At 46.1% G+C, this 19366-nt stretch carries 19 protein-coding genes; 5 read left to right on the top strand and 14 right to left on the bottom strand.

Annotation, left to right across the window (positions count from 1 at the left end; all coding sequences use genetic code 11):
- Positions 1-4 precede the first annotated feature (4 nt).
- The 5 genes from AB6D93_RS20490 to rhtB all read right to left on the bottom strand — a co-directional run bounded on the left by AB6D93_RS20490 (position 5) and on the right by rhtB (position 4017).
- The gene (locus AB6D93_RS20490) at positions 5-496 is read right to left on the bottom strand and encodes a cyclin-dependent kinase inhibitor 3 family protein (protein ID WP_102332798.1); all 492 of its coding nucleotides are present in this window, start codon (positions 494-496) and stop codon (positions 5-7) included.
- A gap of 21 nt (positions 497-517) precedes the next feature.
- Positions 518-1519, bottom strand: coding sequence for an ArsJ-associated glyceraldehyde-3-phosphate dehydrogenase (locus tag AB6D93_RS20495; protein ID WP_102332797.1), 1002 nt, complete (start codon positions 1517-1519; stop codon positions 518-520).
- A gap of 173 nt (positions 1520-1692) precedes the next feature.
- Positions 1693-2034, bottom strand: coding sequence for a metalloregulator ArsR/SmtB family transcription factor (locus AB6D93_RS20500; RefSeq protein WP_017061026.1), 342 nt, complete (start codon positions 2032-2034; stop codon positions 1693-1695).
- A gap of 99 nt (positions 2035-2133) precedes the next feature.
- On the bottom strand, positions 2134-3354 hold the full coding sequence (locus AB6D93_RS20505; protein WP_017061025.1) for an EAL and HDOD domain-containing protein: 1221 nt from the start codon (positions 3352-3354) through the stop codon (positions 2134-2136).
- A 45-nt stretch (positions 3355-3399) separates the two neighbouring features.
- Positions 3400-4017, bottom strand: coding sequence for a homoserine/homoserine lactone efflux protein (gene rhtB / locus AB6D93_RS20510; RefSeq protein ID WP_017061024.1), 618 nt, complete (start codon positions 4015-4017; stop codon positions 3400-3402).
- Positions 4018-4098: 81 nt separating this feature from the next.
- On the opposite strand from rhtB, the gene AB6D93_RS20515 reads away from it, so the two are divergent.
- Both AB6D93_RS20515 and AB6D93_RS20520 read left to right on the top strand, forming a co-directional pair.
- A complete protein-coding gene (locus tag AB6D93_RS20515; protein WP_017061023.1) occupies positions 4099-5079 on the top strand; it encodes an alpha/beta fold hydrolase in 981 nt (326 codons plus the stop codon).
- Positions 5080-5261: 182 nt separating this feature from the next.
- Positions 5262-6089 (top strand): Cof-type HAD-IIB family hydrolase, encoded by an 828-nt coding sequence (locus tag AB6D93_RS20520; protein ID WP_017061022.1) that lies wholly within the window; start codon positions 5262-5264, stop codon positions 6087-6089.
- 87 nt (positions 6090-6176) lie between these two features.
- Here AB6D93_RS20520 and AB6D93_RS20525 read toward each other — a convergent pair whose 3' ends face one another.
- Positions 6177-6644 carry an EVE domain-containing protein gene (locus tag AB6D93_RS20525; protein WP_017061021.1) on the bottom strand — a complete coding sequence of 156 codons (468 nt, stop codon included), beginning with the start codon at positions 6642-6644 and terminating at the stop codon, positions 6177-6179.
- A 39-nt stretch (positions 6645-6683) separates the two neighbouring features.
- Here AB6D93_RS20525 and AB6D93_RS20530 point away from each other — a divergent pair, with 39 nt between their 5' ends.
- Complete coding sequence (locus tag AB6D93_RS20530; RefSeq protein ID WP_102332796.1) at positions 6684-8228, top strand: COG3650 family protein; 1545 nt, start codon at positions 6684-6686, stop codon at positions 8226-8228.
- Positions 8229-8230: 2 nt separating this feature from the next.
- Positions 8231-8827, top strand: a complete 597-nt coding sequence (locus AB6D93_RS20535; RefSeq protein ID WP_017061019.1) for a tRNA-uridine aminocarboxypropyltransferase — start codon at positions 8231-8233, stop codon at positions 8825-8827.
- Between the two features lie 145 nt (positions 8828-8972).
- Here AB6D93_RS20535 and AB6D93_RS20540 read toward each other — a convergent pair whose 3' ends face one another.
- The 8 genes from AB6D93_RS20540 to lptM form a co-directional block, all read right to left on the bottom strand.
- Positions 8973-11453 (bottom strand): EAL domain-containing protein, encoded by a 2481-nt coding sequence (locus tag AB6D93_RS20540; RefSeq protein WP_372159189.1) that lies wholly within the window; start codon positions 11451-11453, stop codon positions 8973-8975.
- 192 nt (positions 11454-11645) lie between these two features.
- Positions 11646-14144, bottom strand: a complete 2499-nt coding sequence (locus AB6D93_RS20545; protein ID WP_017061017.1) for an EAL domain-containing protein — start codon at positions 14142-14144, stop codon at positions 11646-11648.
- A gap of 168 nt (positions 14145-14312) precedes the next feature.
- Positions 14313-15029, bottom strand: coding sequence for a 5-amino-6-(5-phospho-D-ribitylamino)uracil phosphatase YigB (yigB, locus tag AB6D93_RS20550; RefSeq protein ID WP_017068593.1), 717 nt, complete (start codon positions 15027-15029; stop codon positions 14313-14315).
- Between the two features lie 15 nt (positions 15030-15044).
- Positions 15045-15977 carry a tyrosine recombinase XerC gene (gene xerC, locus AB6D93_RS20555; RefSeq protein WP_017061015.1) on the bottom strand — a complete coding sequence of 311 codons (933 nt, stop codon included), beginning with the start codon at positions 15975-15977 and terminating at the stop codon, positions 15045-15047.
- Positions 15946-16644 (bottom strand): DUF484 family protein, encoded by a 699-nt coding sequence (locus tag AB6D93_RS20560; RefSeq protein WP_017061014.1) that lies wholly within the window; start codon positions 16642-16644, stop codon positions 15946-15948. The genes xerC and AB6D93_RS20560 overlap by 32 nt, the downstream gene beginning before the upstream one ends.
- A gap of 44 nt (positions 16645-16688) precedes the next feature.
- Positions 16689-17519 carry a diaminopimelate epimerase gene (gene dapF, locus AB6D93_RS20565; RefSeq protein WP_017061013.1) on the bottom strand — a complete coding sequence of 277 codons (831 nt, stop codon included), beginning with the start codon at positions 17517-17519 and terminating at the stop codon, positions 16689-16691.
- 11 nt (positions 17520-17530) lie between these two features.
- Complete coding sequence (lysA, locus tag AB6D93_RS20570; protein WP_102332794.1) at positions 17531-18784, bottom strand: diaminopimelate decarboxylase; 1254 nt, start codon at positions 18782-18784, stop codon at positions 17531-17533.
- Positions 18785-18826: 42 nt separating this feature from the next.
- On the bottom strand, positions 18827-18943 hold the full coding sequence (lptM, locus tag AB6D93_RS24150) for an LPS translocon maturation chaperone LptM (protein ID WP_017068592.1): 117 nt from the start codon (positions 18941-18943) through the stop codon (positions 18827-18829).
- 75 nt (positions 18944-19018) lie between these two features.
- On the opposite strand from lptM, the gene cyaY reads away from it, so the two are divergent.
- Positions 19019-19333, top strand: coding sequence for an iron donor protein CyaY (gene cyaY, locus AB6D93_RS20580; RefSeq protein WP_017061010.1), 315 nt, complete (start codon positions 19019-19021; stop codon positions 19331-19333).
- The last annotated feature ends 33 nt before the right edge of the window (positions 19334-19366 follow it).

The following is a 19366-nucleotide window of genomic DNA, read 5'->3' on the forward strand; positions in this document are numbered from 1 at the left end:
ACTATTAGCTATTCGCTACGCCATTAATGTATTCAACCTGGATAGGTTTAGTGAAGGCACCTGGACGCAGTGCCTGCACCTCTTGAACAATCTTGCTCATGTCCCAGCTCTTCTCTAACAGCAGGTGTGCAGACAGCAAGCCAGTACGGCCAGAACCGCCCATACAGTGCATTGCTACCTTGCCGCCGTTATCAACCACTTGATGCAACGCAGGGCTAGCCGCTTGCCATTTCGCAGCAAAATCAGCACCCGGTGCACAGTCGTCTTCAATTTCGATCTGGAACCATTGCATGCCTAGCGCACGTGTTTTTTCGCCAAGTGCCGCCACGTCTTTGCTTGCAAGCTCATGGTCATCAAGTGCTGTCACGATAGCTTCAACGCCTTGCTCTTTTAGCTGAGCCAGTGATGCATCAAGCGTTGCTTCTTTTGTGCCTGGGCACGGAGTAAGCACTAACGCACCAGTGTCTAAATCTAGTTGCCATGTTGGGTGTATCATTATATCTTCTCCAGATTCTTATTAAGCAAGGCCAACGGTACGAACAAGCTCAGCGGTACGTGTTGCGTAACCCATCTCATTGTCGTACCAAGCGTAGATCTTAACCATGCGCTTACCTACCAACATCGTTGATAGTGCATCCACGATTGTGGAGCGTTGATCGCCTTTGTAATCGATAGAAACCAGTGGACGCTCTTCAAAGCCAAGGATACCTTTCAGTTCGTTCTCAGACGCTTCTTTCAGCATCGCGTTAACTTCTTCTACCGTGGTGTCTTGCTTCACTTCGAAGATGATGTCTGTCAGAGAAGCATTCGCTAGTGGTACACGAACTGCGTGGCCGTTGATGCGGTTTTCAAGCTCTGGGAAGATCTCAACAATCGCCTTAGCGCTACCCGTTGTTGTTGGGATAAGGCTCATGCCACATGCACGTGCACGGCGTAAGTCTTTATGGGGCGCATCAAGAATAGTTTGCGTGTTAGTTAGATCGTGAATAGTGGTGAACGCTGCGTTCTCGATACCAAGCTTCTCGTTGATCACCTTAACCACTGGCGCGATACAGTTGGTTGTACAAGACGCTGCCGTTACGATTTTGTGTACCGCAGGGTCGAAGATATTGTCATTCACACCAACAACGATGTTTGCGATGCCTTCTTCTTTCACTGGCGCCGATACCACAACACGTTTCACGCCCTGCTCTAGGTATTTGTTTAGGAAAGAGGTCTTACGGTGAACACCTGTCGCTTCGATAACCACATCACAACCAGACCAGTCGATCGCATCGATGTCGCGCTCTTGTGTGGTCTTGATGCGCTGGCCATTAATGATCATCTCATCGCCTTCTGCAGTTACTTCGTGGTGAAAGCGACCTTGAACTGAATCAAATTCTAGAAGGTGGGCCAGTGTTGTTGTGTCGCCAGCAACATCGTTAATTTGAACAAATTCTAGCTCATCCCAATCGAATGCTGCGCGAAGTGCTAGACGGCCGATACGACCAAAACCATTAATACCTACTTTGACTGTCATTTTCTGTTCTCTCAGTTAATTGCCTTCATATTTGAAGCCGCAGCGTTGTTGACTACGTTCACTTACCGGAGCGCCGGCCGCCCTAATTACATAGAGCCACTATGCTCATAGGGATAAGTTCACTTGTCGCCTAGCTGCAACTCCAACTATTTCGGCATTAAGTTTTAATGTATTTAAACGCAACATACTGGGCGTGAGTTCATCGACTCTAAGCGCTCAATATCTTGCTGGTATTCAGTTTTCAAACAGTTCGATGCAATAAGGTCGTCAATTAACTTTAGCATCCAACCTGGTAAATCTTGTGACAGGCGGTAAAACACCCACTGCCCCTGGCGAACATCAGTCAAAACACCGTTTGAACGCAGCTGCGCAAGATGGCGTGAAACCTTTGGCTGACTTTCTTGCAATGCCTGAGTCAACTCACCAACCGATAAGCACTCATTGCGAACTATCAACATTAAGCAACGCACTCGCGTTTCATCGGACAGTAATTTAAAAAATTGGTGAGGAAGCATAAAAACATACTCATATATGGATATGCACATATCTTAGATATAAAAAAACGCACGTCAAGGCGTGCGTTTCAATTGTCATAAAAGTTTAACGAAGAAATATCAGAGCTTGTTGGTCACGGTATGGCTCCAACGGCGCGCTTCAGTAAGCTCCGTTTTAACCTGATCCACGCTTAATCCTAAATCGGCGCAGTGCTCATCAATCTGTTGCCAATCGGCATGCTCAAAGCTCTCTTCAAGTGCGAGCAAGGTACCATATGGCCCTTCTCTACGTAATAGAGCAACCTTGATACTTTTACACAGCGGCAACTGCTCGACTAAGTTATCTAACGACAAGTCCAACAGAGCATCCAACAAGGAGAATAAGCCAATCATAAAGGCCTGTTCTCTATACCCTTCAAATGCCTGATAGCGAGACATACGCTGACAAAACTGAGCACGCTGTAGAGACAATCCATACAGCTCTTTAGGCTTTTTATCGGACACATAAGAGGCGACGGCTAACGAGACAAACATTTTCAGTTTCTCTTGACCTAGATATACCAAAGCCTGACGAAAAGAAGAGATGGTAACTTCAAGGCGCGGCGACATAGTATTCACAAAACGCAGCAGCTTATATGAGAGCGCCACATCTTTCGCGACAATGCTCTCCACCCGTTGAAAGTCCACATCGGGCTTACACACTTCTTGAAACAGCTCCATAGCAATCACTTGCTCAGGGCTAATGTATTTACTCTTGATGATTTCCGGTTTATTGAAAAAGTAACCTTGGAAAAACTTAAAGCCAGCCTCTTTGGCTTGCTGGAATTCTTGTTCGGTCTCAACGCGCTCCGCCAAAAAGCTAAACTTTTTCCCTTGATGCGCCCTAACCAAATCACACGCTTCATCCAAACCCATCTGCATAATATCGAGCTTTACGATATGCGTGTATTTAAGGAAACGTTCCCATTCTGGGGTCGAAGTAAAATCATCTAGGGCAATCATGTAACCCGCTTGGTAAAGGTCTTTAACCGCTTCCAACAATTCATCTGTTGGTTTACAGGTTTCCAGAATCTCTACCACCACCTTATCTTTCGGCAAACTTAAGGGCAGTCGACGAATCAAACTTTGATAAGGGAAGTTGATAAAGCAGCGTGAAGATGGAATAGAAGGGTTAAGACCAACAGACAAGAAGTTCTCAACAATCAGACGATACGTTGCTCGATTAGACTCAATATGCGCTGGGTACGCATTCTTTTCTCCATCGCGAAATAACAACTCATAGCCGAGTGTATTCCTCTTGCGATTTAAGATAGGTTGTCGAGCAACGTATGTAGCGGTCATTTCTTGATAACTCTGATTGGTTTAACTATAACTCAGTCGCTTAATCTAAGCTTTCGCGGCAGCTAGCAAAGCACCGCAGCCCATGAACATACCACCAAATATTTTATTTATCTTACCCATTATGCGATCAGAGCGAATAAAACGTCCCATTTGTGACGCTAATGAGGTGTAACCCAACATAACAACGCTATCAATGAATACTGTCGTCACACCTAGCACTAATAACTGAGGTGCTTGAGGTTGTGTAGGGTCAATAAACTGAGGAAACAAAGCCACCAAAAACACGATTGATTTCGGGTTAGTTAGGTTGATAAGCACAGCGTTTCTCAGCAGTTTGCCACTCGACAGAGTAGAGCTTTCTTCAGATGCTACTAGGCTCGAGCTATCACGCCACTTTTGAATACCTAACCAAAGTAAGTACACCACGCCGACCCACTTAATGATGGTGAACGCCAACGCAGACTTAGCAACGAGTGCACCGATACCCGCGCCCACCAGCATAATGTGAAACGCAAGACCAAGCTGTAAGCCAACAATTGATGCGAGTGACTTTTTAGTGCCATAGCTAAGCCCATTACTGATTGAGTTAACGGTACCCGAGCCCGGAGCCAAGCTAAACAAAATCGCTGTGACAACATAAGCAAGCCAAACATGAGTATCCATTTGCATTTCCTTACTAGTTCTTTAATCTAACAACATTAGTAGCAATAAAGCTCTCACACGCATCAGTTCAGGTAATTTCCCATGGAAAACCACAGCGAAGCCACCTTCCCTTACACTCAAGAACCTCAGTTCGATCATGCGATTAAACACCCGATCAACGCTCTTTGGCAACAAAGAAAAGAGGGGTTTTTAACATCGTCTGGTAAAAAGAAACTGTACTGGTGCAGCCTCACCTCAGAAAAGCACAGCAAAGCTATTGTGATTTCAAATGGCCGTATCGAATGCTGCCAAAAATACCAAGAAATCTTTTATGATTTTTATCAACAAGGCTATGACGTTTATTCATTTGACCACCAAGGTCAAGGCCAGTCTGAACGTATGGTAACAGACTCTGACATTGGTCACATTCATGAGTTTGATGATTATGAATCTGACATGTCTGACGTCATTGCCAGTTTTGATCTCAGTAAGTATTCCAATCGCTACCTGCTCGCACACTCAATGGGCAGCACCATAGCCACTCGCTACCTACAAACCCATCCAGACCACCCGTTTGATAAGGTGACTCTGTGCGCTCCGATGTTTGGTATCAATACCGAGTGGTACCTGAAACCTATCGCGATGATCGTTGGACAAGTGCTTACCGCTTTTTATGCCAAGCCAACTTACGCGCCGGGCCAGCAAGCATATTATTCGAAGCCTTTTGAAAACAACTTACTGAGCCACAGTAAGGTTCGCTATCAGTGGTTCCGCCGCTTATATGACGAGTCTCCATCTTTGCAGGTGGGTGGACCAAGCACGCGTTGGGTGTGGCAAGGGTTAATGGCCGCCAAGCAAGCAATTCAACAAACTCGTCAAATCAAGATCCCTCTGCTATTGATTCAAGCTGGGGATGAAAAGATTGTCAGTAACAGTGCTCAAGTAAAGTTCATCTCTAAGCTGAAGAAAACCAACTCTGATTGTCAGTTTAAGTTGATTGAGGGTTCTAGGCATGAGGTGTTGTTTGAGCAGGATGAATATCGCAATCAAACACTGGATGCGATCAATCAGTTTTTCGCCTAGAGCTAATAGGCTAAGCAACCTACCAAGAAAATAAGCGCTAAAGAGGAAGAGAAGTAAGTGAGCTTTGCCCTCTTTTCTTGCATGAATTTGGCATACAATTTCTACCTAGAGATATTGTAGTTAAAATGATTCTAGCGCTAGCTAGCGTCAATATTGGTTAAGCATTTTGCAATGAGGGTTAAATGAGTATTCCTGCACTAAAAGATTCCGTGAAAATTGTTGCTTCTGATTTAGATGGTACGCTTTTGGCTCCCAACCATCAGCTAAGCGACTTTACCAAGCTAACGCTTAAGAAATTACACGACCAAGGTTATACCTTCATCTTCGCTACGGGTCGTCACCACGTCGATGTGGCGGGTATTCGTCAGATAGCAGGTATTCCGGCGTACATGATCACTTCAAACGGTGCACGCGTGCATGACCAAAACGATCAACTGATGTATAGCCAGAACGTACCTCAGGAACTCGTTCAGCCAGTTATTGATATTGTGCGCCAAGATCCAAACCTCTTTATTCACATGTACCAGAATGAAGATTGGTTACTAGACCGTGAAGATGAAATGTTGGCTAAATTCCACAGTGAGTCTGGCTTTAGCTACAAGCGCTTTGAAGCTGAAAACGCACCAAGCGAAGGCATCGCGAAAGTCTTCTTCACACATCCAGAACAAGACCACGAATATCTCGTCACGTTTGAACAAAAGCTAAGAGATGCTTTTGGCGACAAACTGAACATCGCCTTCTCTACACCTTGGTGTCTGGAAGTGATGGCAGCTGAAGTCTCTAAAGGCCACGCTCTAGACGCTGTTGCAAAATCACTAAACCTGACTCTGGATAACTGTGTTGCCTTTGGTGATGGCATGAACGACGCTGAAATGCTGGCTATGGCGGGTAAAGGTCTAATCATGGGTACATCACATGAGAAAGTGATGAAAGCACTACCTGACAATGAAGTGATTGGCAGTAACGCAGACGATGCCGTTGCTCACTACCTAGAAAAGCATCTGCTCTAATCTCGCTCGTTGAACAGATCTGAATAAATAAAAAGGCAGCCAACTGGCTGCCTTTTTTGAACCTTACGTAAAAAGCTCTCTCTAACGCTATCGAGAACCTAACACTTCTTTGCTTAAGATTGCCTGCCACTCTTGTTCGGTAACCGGCATGATCGATAAGCGATTACCGCGTTTCACCAAGGGCATTTCGGAGAGTTCAGGCATGGCTTTAAGCGTAACCAAAGGAATCAAGCGCTCAGTCACTCGCACAAACTCGACATCCACCATGATCCAGCGTGGGTTATCGGGTGAAGACTTAGGATCGTAGTAATCACTCTCAGGGTCGAACTGAAAGTGGTCTGGGTAGGCTTCTCTGGTTACTTTAGCGATCCCCGCTACGCCAACTTTTTTACATGATGAGTGGTATATCATCACCAGATCGCCAAGCTTGACGTCATCACGCATCATGTTTCGAGCCTGATAGTTGCGTACACCCTCCCAACAAGAGGTTTTTTGTACTCTAAGAGTCTGAATAGAGAAGGTGTCGGGTTCTGTTTTAAATAACCAATATGCCATAATAAATCCAATTAACGGTTGCTCCGAGGAAGATATAACATGAAGGTAATGAAAAACCCAGTGACATGGCTAGTCGCGTTCGCTCTACAAGGCTGTGTTACGGCACCTGATACGCCGCAACAACCTGAACAGCCCCCAGCAAACTTGGATGAGCCACTGAGCATTCAACCGCAAACCTTCATCATGCGTGGTCAGGTGGTGGTTGGCCATGAAAGCCGAACCTTCACTCCTTGCGGTAGCCAACAACAATACTGGTTAGACTTATCTCCAGAGTTAGCGTTAGAAGCACAAGGGCTCTCAACGAGACCTTACCAAGCCTTATATGGCGAGCTGATTGGTCACCTAACCGTGCCGAGCCAAACGGGTTATAACGCAGATTTCACAGCGCGTTTCGTGGTTGACCAAGTGAACATCCTAACCGCAGAGAACCCAGATCGCTGCGTCCAACCGCTGCGCTCAACACGAGTATTTGGTAATGAACCCTTCTGGTCAGCAACCTTCGATAAAGACCAGCTGAAATACACCAAGATGGGCGAACAGCCACAGACCCTCGATATTGAATCAAGCCGCACCACATCGAGCAGCCGTGACTACCAATTAGAAGGTAAAGCTGCACAAGGCAAACTCAACCTTACGAAAGAGAGCTGTAGCGACGGCATGAGCGATTCTATCTATGGATGGCATGCCAAGCTTAACCTCAATGACAGTAACTACAATGGCTGTGCGACGGTCTCTAACCAAGATCCAACGCTGGACTGGAGCGGACTCTACTTCGCTAGCTCAACGCAAAACTCAGGGTTCTCTATCAACCTTGAACTCAACAATGACCACAGTGCTATCACGACTTATTCATACAGCAATGGAGACCCTTCTATTGTTGAACAAGGCTTCTGGCAGCAACTGAACCAAAATCAGGTACAAGTGGTTATGACTCGCCACCAGCAACAATATTTGATCTCCGAGCGCATCTTCACACTCGAGAATGGCAAGCTAATCGCTGAAAAAGAGAAAGTGGGCAACGTGGTGTATCCGATTGCCAATGGCGGTCTGGTGCTATTCGAAGCTAAGAGTGCGCAAGCACAAGTAAACACCACCACTAACGTTGATCTAACCGCAAAGCAGGTGAACTCCAGCGATCAACTTGATCCAAAAGTCGACCAAGCGATCCGCGAATACTTTAAGATCAACAACAGCTCACCTGACGACACTAAATACCGCTGGTTAACCTACGACCTCAACGGCGACGGTAAAGAAGAGCTGTTCGCCCAACTCGATTGGTGTGGTTCTGGTGGCTGTACACTGCTAATTTTCGAAAACCATCAAGATAACTGGCGCTTCAATAGCCGAGTGACACTGGTTAAGGGCGACATACGCTTAGGTAAATCGCAAAACCACGGCTGGCAGGATCTGATCTTCAATGTCAGTGGCGGCGGTGCAACACCGGCGAAACACACACTTTCATACTCTGGTGTCAGCTACCCGCTAAACCCAAGTGTCGCTCCAGTTGCAGATGATGCTGATATCAGCGACGTGGTTTTGTTTGCTGATGGTATCTCACCCGCACAAAGTGGAGTTAAGTTGTAAACATGAGTAACCAACAAGCTTGCCATGGTTGTAGCTTCACTCACCAATGTATTTGTCACCTGATACCTAGTGTCGCAAGCCAAATCGATCTTGTACTGCTCACTCATGAGAATGAACTGTCACGCGATACCAATACAGGGAAGCTGCTTCAGCAATCCCTTGATCAGTGTCAGTCCATTGTATGGCAAAGGAAAACACCACCAGCGGAGCTCATCGCACTGCTTGACGATGAAACACGACAACCGTTTCTTTTATTCCCAAGTGATCAAAGTGTCGAGTGCCAGCAAGCTGTAATGACCCAAGCCCAGAGCCGTAAGCCGCTATTCATCATCTTGGATGGCACATGGCAAGAAGCGAAGAAGATGCTTAACAAGAGCTCGTGGTTACAAGCCGTTCCGCAAGTTCACCTCGATATTACCAGCGAATCTTCATACACCTTGCGCCGCAACCAAGACAGTGGCCACTTGTGTACTTGTGAAGTGGGTATTGAGTTACTCAAATCTTTAGGTGAAAGTGAATCTGCCAAGCTCATTGATGACTACTACCAGCATTATCTAAAAGTGTTCCACGCCGACAAGTGTGGCCACGCCCTCAAATAGACCAAGCAGGCGCGCGGGAAGGTAAAAACACATTTCGGGACGAGACAGACACTAAAAACAAAAAGGGGGAGCCATAAGCTCACCCTTTTTACATCGTATTTTCGTTATTGAGCCAACCAGTGTTTCACGTGAAACGCTCGCTCCATCAAAACAAACGCTGAGGTTGACCAAAGTAATACCCTTGCAAGTAATCGACCCCCATGTCTTCAGCAATACGGCACACCTGCTCATTATGAACGAACTCCGCCACCGTCTTAGCATTCAGAATCTGGCATAAGCTCACCAACTGCTGAGCGATCTTGCGCTGCTTTTTATCTTTATCAATATTGCGAATCAAACTGCCATCAAGCTTGATCACCTGTGGTTCTAGCTTCAATATCTCATCAATGTTCGAATAACCCGAACCAAAGTCATCAACAATAATATTCACACCAAGATCGCGGAAGTGATTACACACCTCAATCAAGCGACCGTAATCCTGAATTTGTTCCGTTTCTAACACCTCCAAGCCAATACGCTGTGGGTGACTGATTTTCTTGATCGCTTGTTCAAGGTGAAGAATGGTTTTCTCATTGCTGAAATCTTGTGGCGCTAAATTAATTGAGAACGAATCGGTTCGCTGACTCATAAAATCCAAGGTGCGCGTTATCATCTGACGACTGAGGCGTGTATAGAGATGGGTTCCTTCAATGATTGGCAAGAACTTACCCGGTGCAATTAACTGACCGTCCTCTTCAATTCGAACCAAACACTCGTAGCTCTCTACCTGATGACTGTGTGCTGAAACTATGGGCTGAGAGCACGCCACAATATTCTGATTAAGCACCGCGCGACTCACGCACGACAGCCAACCAAGTTGCTCTTGGCGATGCTTCTCCAATTGAATGAGTGCCTTGGCGCTCACTAGGTGCTTGTTCTGGCTGACAGCGCTGCGCCTCGCATCAATCGCCTTCAACAATAAGTAATCAATAGAGGTAGTCGGGAAATCTCGACGGCTGGCGATACCCGCACAGATAGACACCGACAAGTAATCAATATCGGGTAAACCGGTAGGCTCAAAATTCACATGCTCGGTTTGATCGGCAAATTCCGAGAATCGCTGATGAATATGTTCTTGGCTCGCCCAACTATCAAACACCACCGCCCACTCACCAATACCGATACTGTAGAGCTGACAGCCCTCATCAAAGAACTGCCACAGCGCCTTTTGAAAGTACTCACTCAAATCATGCAGAAGCTTGTCACCTACTCGATAACCATACTTCTCATTGATCTGACCAAAGGTCGTGACCTTCAAAGCTAGTAAGTGGCTATCACTGCTCATCTTCGACAGTTTCTCACGCAGCACACTTCGATTGGGTAAACCTGTACGGTGATCAATTCGATAGCTTGCCGTCAATGCAGTGGCTTGCTGCTGAATCTTACTCGCCATGCTGTTGTTCATGTCATCGACATCAAGCAGTGCATTTCGGATCAATGAAAACAGAGGGGATATGTTGGTCGCGGGTTGCGTCTCTAATGGCAATACCGCCTTACCCTCGCCTTCTCTAAGCGCAAGATAAGTGAGGCTATGGTGCAAGATTCGCTGTTGGCCATTCTCTTGATAAAGTTCTCCCATGCAGTAAACGCCATAGCTGTCGGCCAATTTTTGGAAAACCTCAACCTCTTGGTTGCCATCAATAAAGTCGATACGAGATGTACAGTTATAAATGAAGAACTGTTCTGGCCTATGAGAGGCGATCTGCTGCACGCCCAGTCGTATCTGCTCTAAGGTCAGTGATGGATGGTCATAACAAAACCGGACCTCATCGCCCACTTGGAACAGGCCGCTGAATTCTATCTCTCCACTTTCCGTTACCTTGAGCGGTAAGTGAATGTTTTGCTCTTTCGGGTCACCGACCATCAAGGGAAAGTTATGCAGTTGCTCAAAAGGCACTTCGAGGCCATCAGCGAGGTAATGATTGTAGAGTTCGCGAACAGGCATCCCATCCAGTTCCAACAACCGGTTCTCTTGAGCACCTGTCACTCGAAAAGTTCGACCAATCGGATTCCATTCAGTGTAGTAACCCTTAGCGATGGAGAGCTCAACACTGTGCAGCGCCAACATCACATAGGCATTTTCATAGCAAATGCCGTCTAACATCACCCATCGCCCATTATCTGTGATGGTCGATGCACCGCCACAGATCGGTAATGAATACATCGACTGCTCAAACGCTGAAAATAGATCTCGGTTATTTATCTGCAAGCGGTCTGCGAAACAGATGATGCTTTGAGTATTATCATTGCACTCAAGCTGTTGCCACATAGCGTGGCTATCGAGCAATGGTTGTTCGCTATATTCGACAACACCACAAGAGTAAGACGTCGCGTCAAAGCGGGTAACAATCAGATAAAGACCTTGGTGCAGGATGACACCTTGACTAATGTAGTGGTTAGCACTGCAACCAATCAATTTGGCATTGGGAAAAGTCGATTGAATCACTTGGCAGGCAGCCAAAACAGAACCTTTCTCGAAAGACGAAAACACCTGAATCAGTAGGCTTTCATGTTGATGAAAATCTATCTTTTCCAATTCACGTTGGGTTTGCTCAATGTCTTGTATCAGGAGAGAAGTCGACTGCATATTCACATTAATCGTTACGTTAATGATTTATTATTGTGCTTATTATAGATAAGGCTTGCACGGAATACTTGCGATCGCGTTATGAATAATGTGACCTTAGTTAGACATCATTCATTCCGCCAAAAAGCAGTCATTAATGGCGGCGCAGTACTTTTATAGCCAGTCGTTACACAATGCGGGAAGCTTTAACTGCTAAAACAGTCGCTTAGGCTCACCGAAGTAGTAACCCTGCAGATAATCGACACCCATTTGCTCTGCTATCTCACAAACCTGTTGGTTATGGACAAATTCAGCGACCGTTTTGGCATTGAACACTTGGCACAAACGAATCAACTGAGAGGCTATGTTTCTTTGTTTTTGATCTTTGTCGATATTACGAATCAAGCTACCGTCGAGCTTAATGATCTGTGGCTCAAGCTTAATGATTTCCTCGATGTTGGAGTAACCAGAGCCAAAGTCATCAACAATGATTCTCGCCCCGAGAGCACGGAAGTGATCACACACCTCAATCATGCGACCATAATCTTTAATCTGCTCAGACTCGAGAACCTCTAGGCCAAGTCGAGTGGGATCGTTCATAGCACTGATGGCGGTCTCGAGCACCTCAAGCGTCTTGTCGCTCAACAAATCTTGCGGGGATAGGTTGATAGAAAATGGGCTTTGCTTATCCGCCATATAACCTATGGTGTTCTTAATCATGTGTCGGCTGAGGCGAGTGTAAAGGTGCGTGTCGGCAATGATAGGTAAGAACTTACCTGGTGGCACAATGGTACCGTCTGACTCCATGATTCTGACCAAGCACTCTTGGCCAATCATTTCGTGCGTAACCGACTCCACAATTGGCTGGGAATAAGTGATGATGTTCTGATCTAGAATCGCACGACTTACACAACTCAACCAACCGAGTTGCTCTTTGCGGTCCTCTTCACTCACCTGAATGTCTTTAGCATTGGTGATGTGGGTATTGTTACGTACTCCATAGCGTCGAGCTTCGATCGCTTTCAATAAGATCTGGTCACCACTGTCGGTTAAGAAGTCACAACGACTAGCAAAGCCGCCACACAGAGAAACTGACAGGTAATCAATATCAGCCAAACCATATGGCTCAAAATTTATGTGTTCGATGTCATCGGCGAACTCAACGAAACCTTCTTTTATTTTCGTACTACCAACACTAGCATTGAAGATAATCGCCCACTCTCCAACACCAATACTGAATAGCTCTACCTTCACGCGAGGCTCTTTAACCACACGAAGCTGTAATCGCTCGATAAAGTGATTAGACAGATCGAGTAGCAGCTGATCCCCCACTTGATAACCATACTTCTCGTTAACCTGATGGAAGTTGGTTAGCTTTAAGGTCAGCAGATGTTCACTGAACAGAATCGTATTGAGGCGCTCTTTCAGTACGATACGGTTCGGCAAACCAGTACGCGAGTCAATGCGATAGCTTTCGGTTAAGCGACGCGCTTGTTGATGGAGTTTCTTTTCCATCTGAGTATTCATACTGTCGAGATCAGCGACTGCATTTCTGACTAGGTTAAGCAATGGCGACACGGTTGAGCCACACTGAAAGTCTTCGCAATGAAACTCTTTAATCTCGTCAGACTCGCGCATAGCGATATAAGTCAAGCTGTGGTGCAGTATCTCTTGGCGGTCTTCATTACGGTATAGCTCCCCCATGCAGTAGGCACCACATGTATTCACTATCCCTTCAAATGGCTTGAGCTCAAGTTTACTGTCGATAAATTCAAGTCGAGATACGCAGTTATAAATGATCACCGATTCAGGCTGATGCATGGCTAGCATCTCGGCACCGTGGTGCACCTTTTCTGCAGTGAGCGATGGGTGGTTATAACAAAACTGCGCCTCTTCACCGACATGCCAAGGGCTATCAAACTCAATACTGCCATCATCATTAATACGTAGCGGCGTCGAGATACCCTTCTTTCTGCCAAGTTCTCGATAAAGTGGAAAGCTCATCAGTTGACTAAAAGGAAGGTCTTTGCCATCCGCAAGGTAATGTTTGAATACTTCAATAGCCGGCTTGTCGTTCAATGCGTATAAGCGATTTCCGATTGCGTGTGTGACTCGTAGCTTCATCCCAATCGGGTTCCACTCAGAGTACGCGTCCGACCAAACCTTCAATCTTGGGTTAGTCAGAGCCACAGCAACACAGGCGTGCTGGTAGGTTTGCTCGTTATACATAACCCAACGGCCAAATTCATTCTCATGGCACAGTCCACCAGCTATCGGCAAGGCGTAAGGCAAATTTTCAAAAGCGCTATAAATAGGATAATCACGCCCTTCAACCTGATCGCACAAGCTGATGACCGTTTTGGTTTCTTCTGTAAGGCGCAGCTGAAAAGCTAAGTCTTGGCTGTCTTGATTTGGATTGCCGGAAAAAGGCTGGACCGCAGAGGTTAGATGGGTTTCGTTGAACTCACTGATGATGACTAAGGTGCATGCACTTTCAAGGCAATTATCACAGATAACATGACGAGCACTCTGGCCAATTAGCGTCGCATTATTTAAACGATTGAGGGCAACACCCGCGATTTGACGAGCTAGATCTGAAGATTGAGCTGAGAAAATTTGAATAAGGTACTGTTTGCTGTCACACCATTCTCGCTGATCAAATTGAGCTCTAAATAACGCCTCAGTATTTGCGAGAAATGTAAATGTTTGCATGCCAACCCTTGTTCAAAATCGAGTGAAGTAACAACCCGCAACCACTGCTATGACTGAAATGAATCGATAAAAAGTAGTCGCCAATTATCCTAGCCTAATCAGGCTTTTATAGGCGACTAATGTAACAATTCAATAGCATAAATGCGACACAATAAGCTTACCGAGCCATTAAATTAGTCGCATAAGATCGCTAAGTTGGTCTATTTCAACATCAGGGAGCACACTCGCCTTCGGGGAGCGGTATAAATTGGAACCAGTGTCATTAAACCAGCACGCTTGGAAGCCATTTTGCTTGGCTCCATAGACATCCGTTTTGAGGTGATCGCCAACATGAAGAATATTCTCAGCGTCACAACCTAGGTGTTGCTGAGCTTTTTCAAACATATCTGGATAGGGTTTTGCTCTGCCATCAGGGCCGGCTTTAAGGATTAATTGAAAGTACAGCCCTAAGCCAATTTTGTGTGGATCGACATTGCCATTGGTAATCGCAACCAGAGGAATACGTTGGCTAAGTTCAGTCATCACTCGATGCGTTTCTTGAGGGACATCGACTTGATTACGCAACCACAAGGCATGCTCAATGCCCTCTCGAGCCGCTTGCTCTGCTTGCTGCAGAGAATAACCCAATTGCAGCAAACCACTCTTAATCTGAGTTTCACGCCACACGGTGACATCATGTTTCAAAGCTGGGTTTTCAGATGCGACTTGCTGCTTAATGCCCTGCCACTCTTCAAGCGATAAAGAAGCCGACACTGGGTGCTTTTGATAAAGCCACTGTGCCATCTCTTTCTCAACCTTCATGATCACAGGCCAGTTGTCATACAGGGTGTCATCCAAGTCAAAGGTCATGGCTTTGATGGGCTTTAACCCTCGATAAATTCGCATAGTAAACCCTTTAATCTAATCTTTATTCTTCTTACGAGCTCTCGGGTGAGCCTGATCATAAGCTTGTGCTAAGTGTTGGAAATCTAAGTGGGTATACACTTGGGTCGTCGAGATGTTTTCATGGCCAAGCAACTCTTGCACAGCACGAAGATTTTGGCTCGATTCCAGCACATGCGTTGCAAAGGAGTGACGCAGTTTATGCGGGCTGATGTGGCTCGCGACAGATTGCTTCTTGCCCCACTCTTCCATGCGCTTTTGCACGCTGCGGTGAGAGATACGAGTCCCGAGCTTAGAGACAAACAGCGCGGTTTCACCCGGTGAAGCCAATTCACCACGAACTTTGAGCCATTTATCGACCCACTCTTTAGCTAAACCAGAAAAAGGCGCTTTGCGTTCTTTGTCGCCTTTACCAATCACTCGGATTTCGCCTTGTCGACCCAACACATCTTTCAGATTGATGCCGACCAGTTCTGCCAGTCGTAATCCAGCACCATACATCACCTCCATCATCGCTCGATCACGAATCGACAATGGATCGTCCTCATTCACATCAAGCAGTTGACCCACTTCATCAACATCGAGGTTTTTAGGCAAAGGGCGTTGTTTGCGAGGTGCAGAGACACCTTTGGCTGGATTGGCGGTCATTTCGCCACGCAACACAAGGAAATCAAAGAAGCTGCGCAGTGACGATAAGCGCGTTGCAATGCTGCTCGCTTTCATTCCCTCACGCATGCCTTTACTGGCCAGTTGTCTGACCCACGCCGCATCGACTTGACCCCAATCCTTTAGCCCTAGAGTGACTAAATGACCGGCCATGGTTTCAAGTTGTTGTTTGTAATTACGTTGGGTGTGTAGGCTGAGTCCCTTCTCGCTTCGGAGATATTCATAGAAGCGAGAAAGTGGCTTTTGAAGGCTGTTAGGAAGAGGTATTTTGGGCTCTAGGCTCATTATTTATCTGCCAAGGTAAGGTGTCCGCCAAATGAGCGACAACAAGTGCTAAATGGCGTAAAAAGAGCGTATCCATATGGGGTTGGAAATGTCCGCCATCTTCACTAGAAAAGGCGAGCAAACCCAATGGAGACTGCTTAGCAAGCGGTAGTACTACATAAGAGCCTAGCTCTGGAACTGGATAATCACCAAACAAATCGTGTCTGTCGGCTTTTCTCAAGCGTCCAAGATAAGCATCTTTGCCATTGAAATGGTTAAGCGAAAACTTAGAGTAACCCTCAGCACTCAACTGATAAAAGCCAGATTGCGAAAGAATACGAACATGAGCCTTAAGCCCAAGATCTAACGCTTTTTGTTCAACGGCTTTTATCACCTGCATGAAGTCACTGCATTTCAGCACTTGCGCTTGCAGATCCATAAACTCATAGAAGGTTTTATCGTTATTTGCTGCCAACGACATCAAGCCAGTGATCTCTTCTTCAAGCTCTTCGATTCGATGACGTTGGCGTTTAAGCTGAACCTCAACCAGAGAAACAGCGCCCTGCTCAACGTTATTGATAGCAAGGCGATCAACCAAATCTTTTCGGTCTTGGAAAAAATCTGGGTTATCACGTAAATATTCCGCGACCACTTCTGCGGTGAGTGCGTCGGCTTCAACGTAAGACAAAACCTATCCTTTATTTTTATGAATATATTTGTTTTGGGTCGTTATTAGCAAGAAAGTTGACCATCAAACACATGCGTTGCAGGGCCGGTCATAAACAGAGGTTTACCCGGGCCTTGCCAGCTAATGTGTAAGTCACCGCCTGGTAGACGAACCTTCACATTCTCAGCCAGTAAGCCTTGAGTGATACCCACTGCAACTGCGCCACACGCTCCGCTGCCACATGCCTGAGTTTCACCCGCGCCGCGTTCGTAAACACGTAGACGAACTTCTTCACGGTTAACGACCTGCATAAAGCCAGCATTAACACGCTCAGGGAAACGTTCATGTGATTCAAGTAGTGGGCCTAAGGTGTCCACATCAGCCGTGTCGACGTCATCAACCACGGTAACCACATGTGGGTTACCCATGCTTACCGCACCACAGAATAAGGTGTGTACATCCGTTCTTAGGATATACGTCTTCTCTGGCTGCTTGGCCTTGAATGGAATCTTGCCGGGTTCGAACTCAGGAATGCCCATGTTCACCGTGATCAGATCATTCTCTTCAATCTTGAGAACCATTTTACCTTTCTTGGTACTCACGTTGATGCTGTACTTATTCGTTAAGCCTTTCATGCGAACGAATCGTGCAAAACAACGTGCACCATTGCCACACTGCTCCACTTCACTGCCATCCGCATTGAATATGCGGTAATGGAAATCAGTTTCTGGATCATAGGGAGCCTCAACCACAAGTAGCTGATCAAAGCCCACGCCAGTGTGACGATCCGCCAAGCGACGGATCAAATCTGGAGAAAAGAAAATATTTTGAGTAATGCAGTCCACGACCATGAAATCATTGCCCAAACCATGCATTTTAGAAAAGTGGAAGTGCATAACGCTTAAAATTACTCCGGAAGAATGTTTTCAAGTTCCCACAGACTCGTAAGCTCTTCACGCTGACGAACCAAGTGAGTTTTATCGCCATCCACCATCACTTCAGCCGCACGCGAACGAGTGTTGTAGTTAGATGACATCGCGAAGCCATAAGCACCCGCTGAACGAACTGCTAGCAGATCACCTTCTTCAAGAACAAGGTCACGATCTTTACCTAGGAAATCGCCTGTCTCACAGATTGGGCCAACCAAATCGTAAGTCACAGTTTCACCCTGACGAGGGCTCACAGGAACAATATCCTGCCAAGCTTGGTAAAGTGCTGGGCGCATTAGATCGTTCATTGCTGCATCGATGATGGCAAAGTTCTTGTGCTCTGTTGGCTTGAGGAACTCGACTTTCGTTAATAATACACCAGCGTTAGCAGCAATCGCTCTTCCAGGCTCGAAAATCAGCTCTAGATCAGAATGATTGTCTAAGCGAGCCAATAAAGCTTTCGCGTAGTCAGAAGGCTGTGGTGGTAATTCATCACGATAAACCACACCCAAGCCGCCACCAACATCAAGGTGTTTGATGTTGATACCGTTAGCACGTAGCTGGTCGATCAGCGCAAGTAGGCGATCGGTTGCATCGATGAAAGGTTCGATATCCGTTAACTGAGAACCAATGTGGCAATCAATACCATGGATAGACAAGTTATCGAGTGTTTTTGCAAACTCATAAACAGCAGGAGCACGGTCGAAAGCGATACCAAACTTGTTATCACGCAGACCTGTAGAGATATAAGGGTGAGTGTTCGCATCAACGTCTGGGTTGATACGCAGTGAAATCGGCGCTTTAACACCAAGCTCACCAGCCACTTTATTCAGTCGCTCTAGTTCTGGTTCTGACTCTACGTTGAAACACTTAATGTTCAACTCAAGCGCACGCTTCATTTCAGCGGCTGTTTTACCGACACCAGAGAATACAACTTTTGCTGGATCGCCACCGGCAGCAACCACACGCTCTAGCTCACCGCCAGAAACGATATCGAAACCTGAGCCCAAACGAGCCAAAGTATTCAACACGCCAAGGTTTGAGTTAGCTTTAACGGCATAACACACCAAGTGCGGATGCTCACCAACCGATGAATCAAACGCATTCCAGTGGCGTTCTAATGTTGCACGAGAATATACATACAGCGGTGTACCATATTGCTCTGCTAGTTGTGAAAGTGCGACGCCCTCAGCCCAAAGCTGGCCATCTTCCTGATAGTTGAAGTAATCCAAAGTTCTTATCCCTTATAAATAACGATTTCTGCGTGTTTTCACTTATTGTGATTGTTCGGTTTGCTGAACTTCATCAGGATCGTACAAAGGACCCGTTTGACCACAACCAGAAAGTCCAATAACGGACATCATAAATAGAGCAGTAATTAATTTTTTCATTTTGCATATCGTGATTATTAACTCAATGCCCCCTATAATCGCACCACACTCAGGAAAAGCAATAGGATAGAAAGGATGAACGAGACTGAATTTCATCAGCTGGTCGATATACAGATGCAAAACATCGAAGAAGCTATCGATGAATCAGAGGCAGATATTGATTACGAAGTGACTGGTAACGTGATGACGCTGGAGTTTGAGAACCGCAGCCAAATCATCATTAACCGCCAAGAACCAATGAAAGAAATCTGGTTAGCGTCTAAATCTGGTGGCTTTCACTTCAAGCTAGTTGACGACAAGTGGACATGTTCAAAGACGGGCATGGAGCTGTTTGAGATGGTTAAAGAAGAATGCGTGAAGCACGCAGGTGAAGCGATCGATTGGGTCTAATCATTTGTAAGCAAAACTAAAAAGGAGTGAATC

Source organism: Vibrio sp. 10N.247.310.23 (assembly GCF_041467155.1).
GTDB lineage: Bacteria > Pseudomonadota > Gammaproteobacteria > Enterobacterales > Vibrionaceae > Vibrio > Vibrio crassostreae_C.

Bases quoted from the DNA above. Each gene is read 5' to 3' on its own strand.
- AB6D93_RS20490 (WP_102332798.1), bottom strand. From the start codon at position 496: ATGATACACCCAACATGGCAACTAGATTTAGACACTGGTGCGTTAGTG.
- AB6D93_RS20495 (WP_102332797.1), bottom strand. From the start codon at position 1,519: ATGACAGTCAAAGTAGGTATTAATGGTTTTGGTCGTATCGGCCGTCTA.
- AB6D93_RS20500 (WP_017061026.1), bottom strand. From the start codon at position 2,034: ATGCTTCCTCACCAATTTTTTAAATTACTGTCCGATGAAACGCGAGTG.
- AB6D93_RS20505 (WP_017061025.1), bottom strand. From the start codon at position 3,354: ATGACCGCTACATACGTTGCTCGACAACCTATCTTAAATCGCAAGAGG.
- rhtB (WP_017061024.1), bottom strand. From the start codon at position 4,017: ATGGATACTCATGTTTGGCTTGCTTATGTTGTCACAGCGATTTTGTTT.
- AB6D93_RS20515 (WP_017061023.1), top strand. From the start codon at position 4,099: ATGGAAAACCACAGCGAAGCCACCTTCCCTTACACTCAAGAACCTCAG.
- AB6D93_RS20520 (WP_017061022.1), top strand. From the start codon at position 5,262: ATGAGTATTCCTGCACTAAAAGATTCCGTGAAAATTGTTGCTTCTGAT.
- AB6D93_RS20525 (WP_017061021.1), bottom strand. From the start codon at position 6,644: ATGGCATATTGGTTATTTAAAACAGAACCCGACACCTTCTCTATTCAG.
- AB6D93_RS20530 (WP_102332796.1), top strand. From the start codon at position 6,684: ATGAAGGTAATGAAAAACCCAGTGACATGGCTAGTCGCGTTCGCTCTA.
- AB6D93_RS20535 (WP_017061019.1), top strand. From the start codon at position 8,231: ATGAGTAACCAACAAGCTTGCCATGGTTGTAGCTTCACTCACCAATGT.
- AB6D93_RS20540 (WP_372159189.1), bottom strand. From the start codon at position 11,453: ATGCAGTCGACTTCTCTCCTGATACAAGACATTGAGCAAACCCAACGT.
- AB6D93_RS20545 (WP_017061017.1), bottom strand. From the start codon at position 14,144: ATGCAAACATTTACATTTCTCGCAAATACTGAGGCGTTATTTAGAGCT.
- yigB (WP_017068593.1), bottom strand. From the start codon at position 15,029: ATGCGAATTTATCGAGGGTTAAAGCCCATCAAAGCCATGACCTTTGAC.
- xerC (WP_017061015.1), bottom strand. From the start codon at position 15,977: ATGAGCCTAGAGCCCAAAATACCTCTTCCTAACAGCCTTCAAAAGCCA.
- dapF (WP_017061013.1), bottom strand. From the start codon at position 17,519: ATGCACTTCCACTTTTCTAAAATGCATGGTTTGGGCAATGATTTCATG.
- lptM (WP_017068592.1), bottom strand. From the start codon at position 18,943: ATGAAAAAATTAATTACTGCTCTATTTATGATGTCCGTTATTGGACTT.
- cyaY (WP_017061010.1), top strand. From the start codon at position 19,019: ATGAACGAGACTGAATTTCATCAGCTGGTCGATATACAGATGCAAAAC.